Genomic DNA, 13,903 nt, shown 5'->3' with positions numbered 1-13,903 from the left:
GAAGGACAAAAAGGGGAAAAGCAACATCAGCCCTGACGGTAGCTGGGCGGCGACAATAACGTTCCTATTCAATGGGTTAAGTGTAATCAGACGGATCGGCAGGTTTTGAGTGTAGATCTGGCCCGTGATTGCGCTTCCAGCTGAGGGATCTCCCGTTTTTGAGAAGATTTCGGTGTTGAGGGGAAATGTGTTGACAAGAGACAGAACTGTCTGACAAATGTCAAAATGTGGAGGCGGTCTTCAAGCTATCACCTGTCAGGAGGCGGCAGGGTTTGAAGAACGAGAAATGCTTCGATAGCGGGAGGATGGACGTGTCATCGAACAGCCTAGATCGACAGACGCTGTTTCTGGCGTTGATCAATGTCGCCGTTCTGGCGGCGGGCGGCTTTCTGGCCGGTTCAAATTTCATGGACAGCTATAACCTGCAATCGATGGCGTCGCAGGTTCCCGAATTGGGACTGCTGGCCTTCGGTGTCATGCTGGCGATGATTTCAGGCAATGGCGGTATCGATCTTTCGGGCATCGCGCTGGCAAATCTTTCCGGCATCGTCGCGTTTCTGCTGACACGCCATTATATTCCGGCTGCCGATGCACCGCTGCTTTTCTCGTGGGTATTTGCCGGTCTGGCGCTGGTCGTCGGGTTGATCGGCGGTGTCATCAATGGGATCGTGATTGCCTATGCGCGCCTGACGCCATTGATCGCAACGCTCGGAACCCAGCTTCTTTTTACCGGCATTGCCGTGTTCCTGACCAACGGCTCCGCCGTCAGCATGGGCTTTATCGAGCCGCTCGATAATTTCGGCAACATGCCCGTTCTTGGCGTTCCGATGTGCTTTGCGCTGTTTATCGCTATCGCTCTGGCGCTGTCATTCCTGCTCAAATACACGCCTTTCGGCGTGAAACTGATGCTACTTGGCAGCAATGCCAAGGCGGCTCGCTATGGCGGTATCAATGAAAGGCGCATGCTTCTCATCACCTATACGCTGTGCGGCCTTCTTGCTTCAGTTGCGGGGATCATCATTGCTGCGCGCAACTCTTCGGTGAAGTGGGATTATGGCGGGTCTTACGTCCTGATTGCGATCCTGATTGCCGTCTTGGGCGGTGTGAAGCCGGAGGGCGGCTGCGGGAAGATACTCTGTGTGCTTCTGGCCGCTACGGCTCTGCAGATACTCTCAAGCCTGTTCAATTTCATGAATATCTCGAATTTCTTCCGCGATCTTGCCTGGGGTGTTCTGCTGATGGCGCTTCTGGCATCGGCACGCATGCACTTCAGCTACTGGCTGCGGCCCAGAAGACAATAGCGACAAGGCTGCGGTTCCGGGATGAAGCCGCCAGTCGAGGACCCAAAAAACAATCTGCTTATATTAATGGAGGAGTCTTATGAGCATGTTTTCCAAACTGATAGCGGGCACGATGCTTGCGGGAACAGTCATGGCCGGCGCCGCACTCGCGGCAGACAAGCCGACCATCGTGACGGTAGTCAAGGTTACTGGTGAAAACTGGTTTACCCGCATGAACGAAGGGGTTGATGCTTATGGCAAGGACAATGCCAATGTGAGCGCCAGCCAGGTGGGCCCGGCAAAGGCTGATGCCGCGCAGCAGACCCGCATCATCGAAGACCTCGTTGCCAAGAATGTCTCGGCGATTGCCGTTGTGCCGATGGACCCTTCTGCACTTGAAGGCGTGCTACGCCGCGCTTCACAGCGCGGCATCAAGGTCATCACCCATGAGGGTGACAGCCTCGTGAATACCGATGTCGATATCGAAGCCTTCGACAACAAGGCATTCGGCGCGCGTATCAATGAAAAACTTGCCGAATGCATGGGCAAATCGGGCAAGTGGACCTCGTTCGTGGGATCGCTTGGCAGCCTCACGCATAATCAATGGGTCGATGCCGGTGCCGAAAACGCCAAGCAGTATCCCGATATGGAACTGGTGGCAGAGAAGAACGAATCCTTCAATGATGCCAACCGGGCCTATGAAAAGGCCAAGGAAATCCTCCGTAAATATCCGGATATCAAGGGCTTTCAGGGATCGTCCGCTATCGATGTGATCGGCATAGGTCGTGCCGTGGAGGAAGCGGGACTGCAGGACAAGACCTGCGTGTTCGGTCTCGGGCTTCCGAAGGATACCGGTCCATATCTCGAAAGCGGTGCTGTCGACCAGATTTTTTTCTGGGACCCGAAGGATGCCGGCTACGTCATGAACAAGGTCTCCGATCTCGTTCTCAAGGGCGAGGAAATCAAGGATGGCATGGATCTGGGTGTTCCGGGTTACGAGAAGATGACCGTCATCAAGGGGCCGGGCAAGGGCATCATCATCCAGGGCCAGGCCTGGGTTGATGCGGACAAGTCCAACTACAAGAACTTCCCGTTCTGACTACGAAGCAACGCGCCACGCTGACCTCCAGGGCCGCCCGCACCACAGCGGCCCTGGAGGGACCATCCGGAATTTCAGGAATTCGCCATGCTCGCCACCGATACAACGACACATTCTGCGCCGCCGTTTCTAGAGGTCAGAAACGTCAAGAAATCCTTTGGCGGCGTAAAAGCACTCAAAGACGTCAGCCTGACAATTGAGGCCGGACAAATCTACCATTTGATGGGAGAGAACGGTTGCGGCAAGAGCACGCTGATCAAAATCCTCTCAGGCGCACAGCCCGCCGATGAGGGGCAGATACTGATCGACGGCGAGGCGACCGGTGCAACGGCTGGCGATCTTGGCGCTATTGGAGCGCTTCGTGCAGGAATAGAAACTGTTTATCAGGATCTGTCGCTGCTACCCAATCTCTCAGTGGCAGAGAATGTAGCATTTACCGAACAACTCGTTGAAGCTTCCGGGCGTCTTGCCCGCCGGTTGAATATTTCGCTTCTGAACGAAACTGCGCGGCGGGCGCTTGCGGAAGTGCATTTGCCTACAGACAATGCGTTTCTTTCGCTCCGAACCGACACGCTGCCGCTGGCAACGCGCCAGTTGATCGCCATTGCGCGCGCGGTCGCTTCCGAGGCACGCCTTGTCATCATGGACGAGCCCACGACATCGTTGACCCGCCAGGAAGTTGAAAACCTGCTGCATGTGGTGGAACGCCTTCGCAGCAAGGGTGTGGCCGTGCTGTTCGTCACGCACAAACTCGATGAGTGCAAGTCTCTTGGCGGGCGTGCAATCATCATGCGCGACGGGCTGAAGGTTGCCGAGCTTGATGTCGCCTTGCACAGCAAGGCGGAGTTCAGTCATTGGATGACCGGTCGTGAAATCAGCGAAACACGCTATCGCACGGATCCGAAACTTGGCGAAGTCATGCTCGAAGTCGAAAAGCTTGGCGATGGCAAGGCATTTCGGGATGTTTCACTCAAGCTTAGAAAAGGTGAAATCCTCGGTATCACTGGCCTGCTGGATTCGGGCCGCAACGAGCTTGCGCTCGCTCTTGCTGGTGTCAAAACAGCAACAACCGGAAAGATGCGCTTGAACGGGCAGGAGATCGCACCGCAGTCGACGGCGCAAGCCATTGAATATGGGATCGGTTACGTGCCGGAAGACCGGCTGACTGAAGGTCTTTTCCTCGAGAAACCGATTCAGGACAACATTACCCTTCCGATCCTCGACCGGTTGCGCAATGCGCTTGGCGTGATTAGCGTCCGGCGTGCGCGTAGCGTCGCCGAGCAAAGCGTTGCCGACCTGCAGATCGTCGCGCCGGACGTAACCATACCGGTGCAGTCCCTGTCCGGAGGCAATCAGCAGCGCGTTCTGATCGGCCGATGGCTGACGATCAACCCTCAGCTTCTGATCCTGCATGGTCCGACGGTGGGGGTGGATGTAGGCTCGAAGGACACGATTTTCCGTATCATCCAGCGTCTGGCTGATGATGGTATGGGCGTCATTATCATCAGTGATGATTTACCGGAGCTTTTGCAGAACTGTGACCGCATTCTCGTCATGCGTCAGGGCCGTATCGTCGCTACGCACGCTGCCGAGGACCTGAGCGAAGATGCCATCTACCAATCCATGGCCAGCACGTCGAAGGAGGTGGCACAATGACTGAGATCGCATCTGCTTCGGTTTCGGATAAGGGTCGGGGCGGCATTGGCTCGCGTCTCTGGGATCTGCTGGGGCGCCGGCCAGAAATCTTCACACTGCTTCTGATTATCGTCACCTGTCTGGTGGTTATCGGTGCCAATCCTGATTTCCTTCAGATGAGCAATATCGTGGATATTCTACGCGCTTCCGTCGTGAGAGGATTGTTTGCGATGGGCGTGCTGGTCGTGCTCGCTTCCGGTGGGATCGACGTTTCATTCACGGCTATTGCAGCCTTTGTGATGTATGCTCTGACCATGCTGGTCACGAACTGGTTCCCTGAAATGCCGATGACGATCACCCTGATCCTTGCGGCTCTGGGCGGCGCGGCGTTTGGGGCTCTGAACGGCCTCCTCGTCCAGAAACTGCAAGCGCCCTCGCTGATCGTCACCATCGGAACGCAATATGTCATCCGCAGCTTTCTGCTGACCTTTGTCGGCACTGCGCTGTTCATGAATATTCCGGCGGCAATGGATGCTTTCGGCAAGGCCTCGCTCTTTACCCATCACGCATCGAACGGCGTCGTTTCAGTACTACCAGCCACGGTTCTGGTTCTCGTTGCCGCCGCGCTGGTAACATGGTTCATCCTTGAGCGGACGTTGATGGGACGGGCAATCTTCGCTGTCGGCGGCAATCCGGGCATAGCCGAACGACTTGGCATCAATCTCTTCCGCGTGCGTATTTTCGTCTTCGCCTATGCGGGGCTTCTGGCTGGTATTGCGGGCGTGGTTCACGTCTCAAGCAATCGTCTCGCCAATCCATTCGATCTTGCCGGTATGGAACTTGAAATCATCGCTGCTGTCGTGCTCGGCGGTGCGCGAATTACGGGTGGTTCCGGTTCGGTGATTGGAACACTGTTGGGGGTGCTTTTGATCACGATCGTCAGCAACGTTCTGATCTTCGTGGGAATTCCGAGCACGCTGCAGCTTGCCATTGTGGGCATTTTCATCCTGCTTGCCGGTACGATCTTCGCCTTGCGCAATCGCAGTTGAAATCAAATCGGCCGCGCTTTTCTGTCACAGCACAGGTGCGGCCTCACGTATTTTCTGGGAGGGTTTCATGTCACACGATGTGTCGGTCGTAGGGCTTTATATTCTTGATGTGCTCGGTCGACCGGTCGATGCAATTCCACCGGGCGGGAATGTCGAATTCATTGATGAAATTCGGTTGACCGTCGCGGGTACCGCTGGCGGTACGGTTGTCGATCTGGCCAAGCTTGGTCTCAACTGTCTGGCCGTCGGTGCCGTTGGAGACGACGAGAAAGCCGATTTCGTCATTGCGACGCTACAAAGGTTCGGTGTCGATACCGCGCAGATGCAACGTCTCAAAGGCGTGCCGACCTCAGCGAGCATCCTGAATATTCGCCACAACGGCGATCGTCCGGCTCTGCATGCACGCGGGGCATCGGACCATTTCGAGATTGCGGACAGTGCGCTGGATGCAGTGCTGGCGCCGCCGATCATCCATCTTGGCGGAACTGGTCTTCTGGCCAAGCTTGATGGCGAACCCAGCCGAAAGCTTCTTGCTGAAGCGAAGGCACGCGGAAGAACGACGACCTTCGATCTTCTCGGTGCAAATGATGGCACTCTCGACCTGATTGCTCCGCTTTTCCCGCATATCGACTATTTCATGCCTTCCATCGAGGAAGCGAAGCAGATTTCGGGTGCTGAGGATGTTGAGGGCGCAGGCGTCTTCTTTCTTGAGCGTGGCGTGAAGCATTGTGTATTCACGCTCGGCGGTGACGGCGTCTGTTTCATGGACGCATCAGGCCAAATCGTGCGCCAGCCTGCTTTCCAGATCGAAGTCGTGGATACCACCGGATGCGGCGATGCTTTCGATGCCGGTTTCATTGCGGCCTTGCATCACAAGATGGATTTGAAAGCGGCCTTGAACTTCGCTCAGGCGTCGGCCGCGCTCGTTGCAACAGGCCTCGGCTCGGATGCGGGTATTCGCTCCTTCGACGAGACGCTGGCGTTCATGAACACCGTGCCTGTCCGGCAATAGTTTAACAGAGGCGGGTGGGTTTAGAAGACCGCCCCGCCTTCTAATCAGCAAGGAGCCGTTCGGCAGCCTCCATATCGGTCACCAGATGCGTGGCATACCCGCCCGCCAGAACAGCGCGAATTGCTTCGACCTTTTGCGCGCCACCTGCAACGCACAACCTGTTCGGGACGCCACGCAGTTCATCAAGCTCGATGCCGATGACGCGCTGGTCGAGCTCGCGGACAATCTGCTTTCCGTCTCGATCAAGGAAGCGGCAGATCAGAACCGCCGCCGCCCCTTCACGTGCATAAGCGTCGATTTCGTCATTGCTGGTCACATCCGCAATGCGCATCGTGCTTTCGGCAGCAAGACCGCCGACGCCGAAAACAATCATGTCGGCCTGGCCGATCAGTTCGAACTGGCGCTGGAGTACAGGTTCGCCCATCAGCGCATCTCGTAGTTCAGCCGTGCTGAGCACGGCAGGGGCCAGCATGTTGATGCTGGTGGCGCCCATGTTGCGCGCCATGATGGAGGTGCAAAGCTCTGCGGAAAACTCCCGTTTGCCGATGGATGAGCCTGTGACCTGTACTATCGTGAGCCCTTCCATCGGCTGCGGCAGCGAAATTGCATCGGCAATGGCGAGTACCGTGCGTCCCCATGAGACGCAGATAGTCTCGCCGGGCTTCACCATACGCTCCATCAATCGCGCTCCGCCCGCGCCCAGCGCTTTCAGGCGAGCTTCGGCGGTGATTGATTTTTCGGATGGAATGACGAGTGCCTCCGCCAGCCCGAACCGCGTCGCCAATTTGCGAGCGATATGCGTGCGTGTCGCGATTTCAGGGTTCATCAGGATGCGCACGACACCTCTCTGCCTCGCCTCCTGCAGATAGTTGACGATGGTTGCGCGCGAAACACCGATCATTTGCGCGATTTCGTTCTGGGTCAGCTGGTTCTCGTAATAAAGCCAGGCTGCCCAGACAACGGCGTCATCGAACTCGGCCGGGATAGCATGCGTAGACGATGTTTGAGCGCCCGATGTCATACTCGTTTCCTGTTGTCTCTGTTGTTCCTGAGTTGCACAGAAAACCCTTTCGATCAACACGACAATCAATCGAGTTGACTAATGTCAGTTATTGGTGTCAATTGTATATGAGAGGAAGAGGAATCTCCACAAGTCTTTGTTGCGCCGTGGAAAATGCGAGGTTTTCCACGATGGCGCCTTTGTGTCTGCACTTCAATGCGCAGGCTTGCAGCTAAGGGAACGGCGGATGAAATCGAATTGGTCACAAGCGGATTTCGACAGGATTGTCGGTGTGTATGAACGGGCAGGCGTGAACCGCGATGTCGCGATCCGTACTTATACCACGCGTCTTCTCGGTTCCGAGCCCAAGCTGGTTTTGCACGGCGGCGGCAACACCTCGGTCAAGACCACGCTGATTGATCATGACGGCAGTGAAGTTTCCGTACTGTGCGTCAAGGGCAGTGGGTGGGACATGGGCAGGATTGAGCCGGCAGGTCTCCCCGCTCTGCATCTGGAACCGTTGAAAGCGATGGTGAACTACGAAACCTTGTCGGATGACGATATGGTCATGCTGCAACGCCGCTTGCTGCTCGATCCCGCAGCGCCCAATCCATCCGTGGAAGCCATCCTTCATGCGATCCTGCCATTCAAGCATGTCGACCACACGCACGCCAACGCGATCGTGGCGCTTACCAATCAGCCGCGGGGCGAAGAGATCATTCGGGAACTATTCCCGGAGATGATTATCGTGCCTTATGTCATGCCGGGCTTCGATCTTTCGAAGGCGTGTCTGAAGGCATTTTCCGCAAGGCCCGATGCACCCGGCATGATCTTGCTGAAGCACGGTATTTTCACCTGGTCGGAGGACCCGCGTGAAGCCTATGAAAATATGATTGCCGCGATTGACCGTGCTGAAAAGCGCATCGCGGAAGGCAGGTCACGCCCATTCGGAACGGCGAGCGCAGCACGATCGGCTAAAACCCTGGCCTCGGCGGAGGAAATCGCACCTCTATTGCGTGGAGCGATTGCACTCCCTGGCAGGGGAGAGGGACGGCCGCGCCGCTTCATTCTCGAGCACCGCTCTAATGACGATATTCTTGATTTTTGCGGTGCGCCGAACATCGCGGATCTGGTGCGGTGCGGGAATGCGACACCAGAACATGTCATTCATATCAAGCGCTATGGCGTGGCGCTGCCAAGGCCGGAAGCCGATAACTTTGAAGCGTGGACAGTCGGCGTAAAAGAGGCGGTGGCCGCCTATGCGGCCGACTACACGGCCTATTTCGAGCGTAACAATGCGCGTGTCGGCGGCGGCAAGAAGATGCTCGATCCGATGCCGCGCGTTTTCTATGTCGAGGGTGTGGGACTTTTTGCGGCTGGAAACACGCAGAAATCCGCTGGCGTCTGCGCGGACGTCGCCGAAGCGACGATTGAGGTCATTCGCGGTGCCGAAGGTATCGACCGTTTTGAAGCACTTTCCGAAGAAGACCTTTTTGACATCGAATACTGGTCACTGGAACAGGCAAAGCTTACCAAGCAGACCGAAAAGCCGCTCACTCGGCAGGTGGCGGTCGTGACAGGCGGAGCAGGCGGTCTCGGTCTGGCTATCGCGGAGCAACTGAAAAATCAGGGTGCGGAACTTGCGCTGATTGACATCGATGGGGAGCGTGTAGCCGCGGAAGCGAAGCGGCTGGGTGGCTTTGCCCTTGCATGTGACCTGACTGATCCCGTTGCGGCGGACAATGCACTTGCACAGATCGCCGCAAAATTTGGCGGGGTTGATATACTCGTCTCCAATGCGGGTGCAGCTTTTCAGGGCGCTTTGACCTCTGTCGATGACGATCTGTTCAAGGCTGCGTTCGATCTCAATTTCTGGAGCCATCATTATATTGCGCGGGCTGCGATCAAGGTCATGCAGAAGCAAGGCACCGGCGGTGCCATCGTGTTCAATGTCAGCAAGCAGGCCGTAAACCCGGGGCCTGATTTCGGCCCTTATGGCACATCGAAGGCGGCATTGATGGCACTGATGCGTCAATATTCCCTGGAGCATGCCGCTGATGGCATTACGGTAAACGCGGTCAATCCAGATCGAATACGCACGGGCCTGATGACCGACGAAATGGTCGATGAGCGTGCGCGGGCACGTGGTGTGACCCCGGAAGTCTATATGCGCGGCAATTTGCTGAAGCGTGAAGTCTCTGGCGAGGACGTTGCCGAGGCGGTTCTGCATCTGGTGCAGGCACGCGCATCCACTGGCGCTGTCATAACCGTTGATGGCGGCAACGTGGCGGCGATGATGAGGTAAACAGGTGCCAGTCGGGGTCCCGCCCGTTTCACCCTAAGCTTGATAGTTCGTTGTGATCGGGCGGTGTTAGGGAACCTTCTCGCCTGTTACGCCACTCCACGACAGTCATCATCCAGATGTGGAATATCAGAACATAGGTGAGTGACCCTCAAGGTGCGCTGAAGAACCCGATGGAATTACGGCTCCCAAAGCTAGGAACCGCCAATTGGGTTTTCCAGTCGCCAGGCACCCTGCATAGGCTTTCTGAGCAGGTTCCCCTGCTAGTACTAAGCCAATAAATTACATTTACCTAATATTTCAATCATAAGTCATAAACAATAATCAGTTAGTAATTTTACGATTAACCAAAACATGCGTTCTAACTTGTTCCGGTAATACTTGATGCGTATAACCACGCTGGTTGATTCAGTTTCGTTAAGGGGAGGCAATCATTACTTTTGGTTGCATTTTTCTCCCTGCACGGCACTTATTTTTTAAGGCGCCGCTGGTGCGAGGAGAAAGCATGTCTGGCAGTTATTCAATCTGGAAATCTTCCCGTCGAATGTTGGCGCGCGGCGTTGCTGTAGCGCTTGTGACTGCAGGTCTTATCCTGCCTCAGGCTGCTTATGCATGCACCAGTTTCATTCTTCCGACAAAAGACGGCAGTTTCGTTTACGGGCGCACGATGGAGTTGGGTTTTAATATCGATTCCAAAATGATCATGATCCCGCGCAACTTCAAAATGACTTCGCAGCTTTCGGCCGATACCGCAGGGAAGACGTGGAATGCCAAGTATGCGGCTGTAGGCATGAACGCCTTTGGCCTCCCGGCACTGATCGATGGCATGAACGAAAAAGGTCTTGCGGGTGGCATCCTCTATTTCCCGGATTTTGCGCAGTATCCTGATCCGTCCTCTGTAAAGCCGGAAAACAGCCTCGCCCATGGGATTTCCTGAGCTGGGCGCTGGGCAATTTCTCGACAGTGGCAGAAGTGAAAGCTGCGCTCGAAACGGTAGCCGTCGTGGGCGTCAAGCAGTCTGATATGGGCTTCGTCCCACCGGTCCATTACACGCTGCACGACACAACCGGCGCGTCGATAGTGATTGAACCGGTCGATGGCAAGCTGAAGGTCTATGACAATCCGCTAAGTGTCTTGACCAACGCGCCTACATTCGACTGGCATATGACAAATCTGCGCAACTACGTGAATCTGTCGCCAAAGAATGTCAAGGCGCTGAAAATCAACAATGAAACCATCAAGCAGCTGGGCGAGGGATCTGGCATGCTCGGCGTACCGGGCGATATGACGCCACCGTCGCGCTTTGTTCGTGCCAGCGCCAATCTTCTATCGGCTCGCAGCGTAGGAAGCGGCATCGAGAGCGTGCGCCTGGCGGAACACATTTTGAACAGTTTCGATATCCCGATCGGCCTTGTTCAGGGCGAAGCGGGTGAGGAAGACAAGCCTGTTGATTATACGCAGTTGTCGACGGTCGCCGACATGAAGAATGACGTGTACTACGTCAAGACCTATGAGGAACAAATCCTGCGGGGAGTTTCCCTCAAGGACCTCGACCTTGATGTCAAGGAACTTCTGACGATCAAGATTCCGACAGCAGTGGAGTCACTGCCGGTCTTGAAACAGAAATAAGGAAAAAGGAGCGGCGCGAGCCGCTCTTTTGCTTCACGCGCGGTTAATTTTCTTCGAGCCGCGATCAGACGTCAGTTCTTTGTCTTTGGAACTTGTGCACCGACGCCGGTGGGATATTGCGGAACGAGCGGCCAATCTCTTCCGTTTTGAGTCCGAGTGCAGAGAGCAGTTCTGTATGGACGGGACAACGCATGGCGTAGGTGAACTGATAGAATGAACCGAGCTGCGCGAGATAGTGGAAGCTCCCCCGCAAGACCGCTTCCACCTGCACTTTATCCATCGCCAATAGGCCGAGACCGCTGACGATGTTCTTGCAGGACCCCGGCGGTAAAAGGTCGAGCGCGGCGAGTTGTGTCGCGTCGGCCTGAATGACAGTTGAACGCGGAAAGCGTTTGCGTAACATACTCACAAAATCCGGATTGAATTCGATCAGTATCAGATCGCGGGGATCGACGCCTCGTTTGAGCAGAGCATAAGTGAATACGCCCGTTCCAGGGCCCAATTCGATGACGGGGCCGGTGCCCGGGCTGATTTCGCGCGTGATCAACCGGGCAAGAGACGGCCCGGACGGTGCTATTGCGGCAGTTAGCAGCGGATTGCGCAACCATGCAGCAAAGAAGGGAACGAAATCTGCAATTGGCATTCGGCGGCTCCTCGTGAAAACTGTTCTCCGATTCGTCCGGCAGAACCGCTGCAATTTCGAAGCTTCACCTGTCAAAGACCTGTCGTCCGGGTCGCGTGTAATCGTAAAATAGGCCGGGGCTTCGGGAACCGTTGGCCGATGCCAGCCTGATGCCAGACACGATGGGTACACCGAGCAAATGCGAGCAGGAAAAGGCACGGCAGATGCGAATTCTGGTGGTTGAGGATGAACGCGAACTGGCGTCGATGTTGGAACAGGTTCTAACGTCGCAAAACATGGTGGCGGACACTGTCGCTACCTGTGCTGAAGCCGAACATATGCTCGCGGAAGATTGCTACGATGCCGTCATTCTGGACCGCCGTCTGCCCGACGGGGATGGATTGTCCGTGCTGCGAAGATTGCGCGGCCGCGGCAGTTCGATCCCGGTTCTGGTTCTGACTGCAAATGGCGATTTGCCGGATCGCATTCACGGCCTCGATAGCGGTGCTGACGACTATCTGGGCAAACCCTTTGCTTTCGATGAACTCATGGCGCGGTTGCGGGCAATATTGCGCCGCAATGGCGATGTTCGCCCTGACATTGTCCGACTCGGCCGTGTGTCCTTTGATTTCATCGCCCGCGAGGCTTTTGTGGGCGAGACTCCGCTTTCCATGCCGCGCCGGGAACTGCTTGTGCTTGAGGCCTTGATGCGCCGAAAAGGACGTATGGTGCAAAGGCCAGTTCTGATGGAAGCGGTTTTCGGCATGAACGATGAAGTGGAGCCAAACGCTCTCGACACGCATGTCTCGCGCGTGCGTCGAAAGCTGGCAGCGGCGGCTGCGGGCGTCACGCTGAACGGTGTGCGGGGTGTGGGCTATCTTTTGCGCGAGACCGTTAATTGAAAAAACTACCCTCTTCTCTGAAGTGGCAGCTTATTACTCGGATCGTCTTCGCACAGGCGTTTATCGTTCTATCAGCGCTGGCACTTTTCGTTGCATTTCTCTGGCTGTCGGGTTTTGTTCACGAACGCTACGATCGAGGCGTAATAGACGTCATCAAGGAGGCGGTGAGCCGTGACGGGGACGGGCATCTAACCCTGAAAAACACGTCTGGACTGGCGGCGTTGCGTCGAGATGAAAAATCGCTCTGGTTTATCATTCACGATGCTTCCGGCAATCAGCTTATTGAAGGCACCGTGCCAGACGCCTACCGGACAATGAGCAACGCCCTGTCGAACGTGCTGGAAGCCCGTCTTGGCGACGATAAGGCCGGGGCTTCCAGGCCCGATGCCGTCATAAGACGGGAAGACACATCTGTGGGGCGCATTCTGATCATGGCAAGCACGGGAGGTGGTCTCACCTTCGGGCGGCTGGCCGAAGCGGTCGGGGAAGGATTCAAGATGCTCGTTCTTCCGGGTCTTCTCCTTGCCGCCATGGCAGCCTTGCTGGTCATTCCGCTGGTTGTGCGTATGACATTGAGGGGAGCCTCGGCAATCGCTGAGAAAGCCTCGCAAATCGAGCCTGAGCGGCGTGGAATCCGTCTGTCTACTGAGGATGTTCCTGCCGAGCTTTCACCATTGGTGGACGCGTTCAACGGCGCACTGGAGCGCCTTGATCAAGGATACTCGCGTCAGCAGCGTTTTTTGGCACAGGCGGCGCACGAATTGAGAACCCCGATCGCAATCCTCTCCGCCCGACTGCATGCCCTGCCGGAAAACGAAGTGAAATCTGGCCTCACGCGCGATGTGGCCCGGCTTGGAACTTTGGCGGGCCAGCTTCTCGACCTTCAGCGACTGGAAGGGCAGTCAAACAAGTTTCATGCGGTAGATATTGTCTCCGCTGCCCGGCAGGTGATTTCGGATATGGCGCCGCTCGCATTCGCTGCTGGACACGACGTGGTTTTCGATAACGATGCCGAAGTCATTAACGTCCGTGGTGATCGTCAGGCGATAGAGCGTGCCATTACCAATCTGTTTCAGAACGCGATTGATCATGGAGATAAGCAAGGGACGATTGCAATAAGCGTTCTGAGGCCAGCCGTGATTGAAGTTGCTGACGAGGGCAAAGGTATTCCTTCGGATATGAGAAGGAGCATCTTTGAGCCCTTTAGTCGCCTTGATGACCAAGGCCCCGGGGCGGGCCTTGGGCTTAATCTTGTCCAACAGATCATGGCGCTTCATGAGGGAACCATTGAAGTGGGTGAAGCCAGCTCGGGCGGCGCACGCATGAGGCTGGTCTTTCCTCAAACTGTTTCATCTTCAAACCGGTAGGCGATC

General features: G+C 56.0%; 10 protein-coding genes and 1 pseudogene. 9 read left to right on the top strand and 2 right to left on the bottom strand.

Annotation, left to right across the window (positions count from 1 at the left end; translation table 11 throughout):
- The first annotated feature begins 311 nt into the window (after nt 1-311).
- The 5 genes from JNC63_RS11250 (at nt 312) to JNC63_RS11230 (ending at nt 6,075) form a co-directional block, all read left to right on the top strand.
- On the top strand, nt 312-1,301 hold the full coding sequence (locus JNC63_RS11250; RefSeq protein WP_006471931.1) for an ABC transporter permease: 990 nt from the start codon (nt 312-314) through the stop codon (nt 1,299-1,301).
- Nucleotides 1,302-1,380: 79 nt separating this feature from the next.
- Entirely contained in the window at nt 1,381-2,379 is a 999-nt protein-coding gene (locus tag JNC63_RS11245; protein ID WP_006469741.1) for an autoinducer 2 ABC transporter substrate-binding protein, read from the top strand.
- 87 nt (nt 2,380-2,466) lie between these two features.
- The gene (locus tag JNC63_RS11240; protein ID WP_006469742.1) at nt 2,467-4,035 is read left to right on the top strand and encodes a sugar ABC transporter ATP-binding protein; all 1,569 of its coding nucleotides are present in this window, start codon (nt 2,467-2,469) and stop codon (nt 4,033-4,035) included.
- Complete coding sequence (locus JNC63_RS11235; protein ID WP_006469743.1) at nt 4,032-5,063, top strand: ABC transporter permease; 1,032 nt, start codon at nt 4,032-4,034, stop codon at nt 5,061-5,063. Before JNC63_RS11240 ends, JNC63_RS11235 begins: the two co-directional genes overlap by 4 nt.
- A gap of 67 nt (nt 5,064-5,130) precedes the next feature.
- The gene (locus JNC63_RS11230) at nt 5,131-6,075 is read left to right on the top strand and encodes a carbohydrate kinase family protein (RefSeq protein ID WP_006471930.1); all 945 of its coding nucleotides are present in this window, start codon (nt 5,131-5,133) and stop codon (nt 6,073-6,075) included.
- Nucleotides 6,076-6,115: 40 nt separating this feature from the next.
- On the opposite strand, the gene JNC63_RS11225 is transcribed toward JNC63_RS11230, so the two are convergent.
- A complete protein-coding gene (locus JNC63_RS11225) occupies nt 6,116-7,096 on the bottom strand; it encodes a sugar-binding transcriptional regulator (RefSeq protein ID WP_006471929.1) in 981 nt (326 codons plus the stop codon).
- A 226-nt stretch (nt 7,097-7,322) separates the two neighbouring features.
- Here JNC63_RS11225 and JNC63_RS11220 point away from each other — a divergent pair, with 226 nt between their 5' ends.
- Together JNC63_RS11220 and JNC63_RS11215 are read left to right on the top strand one after the other, a co-directional pair.
- The gene (locus tag JNC63_RS11220) at nt 7,323-9,380 is read left to right on the top strand and encodes a bifunctional aldolase/short-chain dehydrogenase (RefSeq protein WP_006471928.1); all 2,058 of its coding nucleotides are present in this window, start codon (nt 7,323-7,325) and stop codon (nt 9,378-9,380) included.
- Nucleotides 9,381-9,882: 502 nt separating this feature from the next.
- Nucleotides 9,883-11,006, top strand: a pseudogene (locus JNC63_RS11215) (linear amide C-N hydrolase).
- A gap of 64 nt (nt 11,007-11,070) precedes the next feature.
- Here JNC63_RS11215 and JNC63_RS11210 read toward each other — a convergent pair.
- Nucleotides 11,071-11,649, bottom strand: a complete 579-nt coding sequence (locus JNC63_RS11210) for a class I SAM-dependent methyltransferase (protein ID WP_006471927.1) — start codon at nt 11,647-11,649, stop codon at nt 11,071-11,073.
- Nucleotides 11,650-11,852: 203 nt separating this feature from the next.
- Here JNC63_RS11210 and JNC63_RS11205 point away from each other — a divergent pair, with 203 nt between their 5' ends.
- A complete protein-coding gene (locus JNC63_RS11205; RefSeq protein WP_075041760.1) occupies nt 11,853-12,530 on the top strand; it encodes a response regulator transcription factor in 678 nt (225 codons plus the stop codon).
- Nucleotides 12,527-13,897 (top strand): sensor histidine kinase, encoded by a 1,371-nt coding sequence (locus JNC63_RS11200; RefSeq protein WP_075041744.1) that lies wholly within the window; start codon nt 12,527-12,529, stop codon nt 13,895-13,897. The genes JNC63_RS11205 and JNC63_RS11200 overlap by 4 nt, the downstream gene beginning before the upstream one ends.
- Nucleotides 13,898-13,903: the final 6 nt, after the last annotated feature.

The organism is Brucella ciceri, assembly GCF_041930145.1.
Taxonomy (GTDB): Bacteria; Pseudomonadota; Alphaproteobacteria; order Rhizobiales; family Rhizobiaceae; genus Brucella; species Brucella intermedia.
The sequence above is the reverse complement of the archived record's forward strand: the minus strand, read 5'-3'. Positions and strand labels throughout refer to the sequence as shown.

What these genes read in the sequence shown, in the direction of transcription:
- JNC63_RS11220 (WP_006471928.1), top strand. Translation starts at nt 7,323, where the DNA reads ATGAAATCGAATTGGTCACAAGCGGATTTCGACAGGATTGTCGGTGTG.
- JNC63_RS11210 (WP_006471927.1), bottom strand. Translation starts at nt 11,649, where the DNA reads ATGCCAATTGCAGATTTCGTTCCCTTCTTTGCTGCATGGTTGCGCAAT.
- JNC63_RS11245 (WP_006469741.1), top strand. Translation starts at nt 1,381, where the DNA reads ATGAGCATGTTTTCCAAACTGATAGCGGGCACGATGCTTGCGGGAACA.
- JNC63_RS11230 (WP_006471930.1), top strand. Translation starts at nt 5,131, where the DNA reads ATGTCACACGATGTGTCGGTCGTAGGGCTTTATATTCTTGATGTGCTC.
- JNC63_RS11205 (WP_075041760.1), top strand. Translation starts at nt 11,853, where the DNA reads ATGCGAATTCTGGTGGTTGAGGATGAACGCGAACTGGCGTCGATGTTG.
- JNC63_RS11240 (WP_006469742.1), top strand. Translation starts at nt 2,467, where the DNA reads ATGCTCGCCACCGATACAACGACACATTCTGCGCCGCCGTTTCTAGAG.
- JNC63_RS11225 (WP_006471929.1), bottom strand. Translation starts at nt 7,096, where the DNA reads ATGACATCGGGCGCTCAAACATCGTCTACGCATGCTATCCCGGCCGAG.
- JNC63_RS11235 (WP_006469743.1), top strand. Translation starts at nt 4,032, where the DNA reads ATGACTGAGATCGCATCTGCTTCGGTTTCGGATAAGGGTCGGGGCGGC.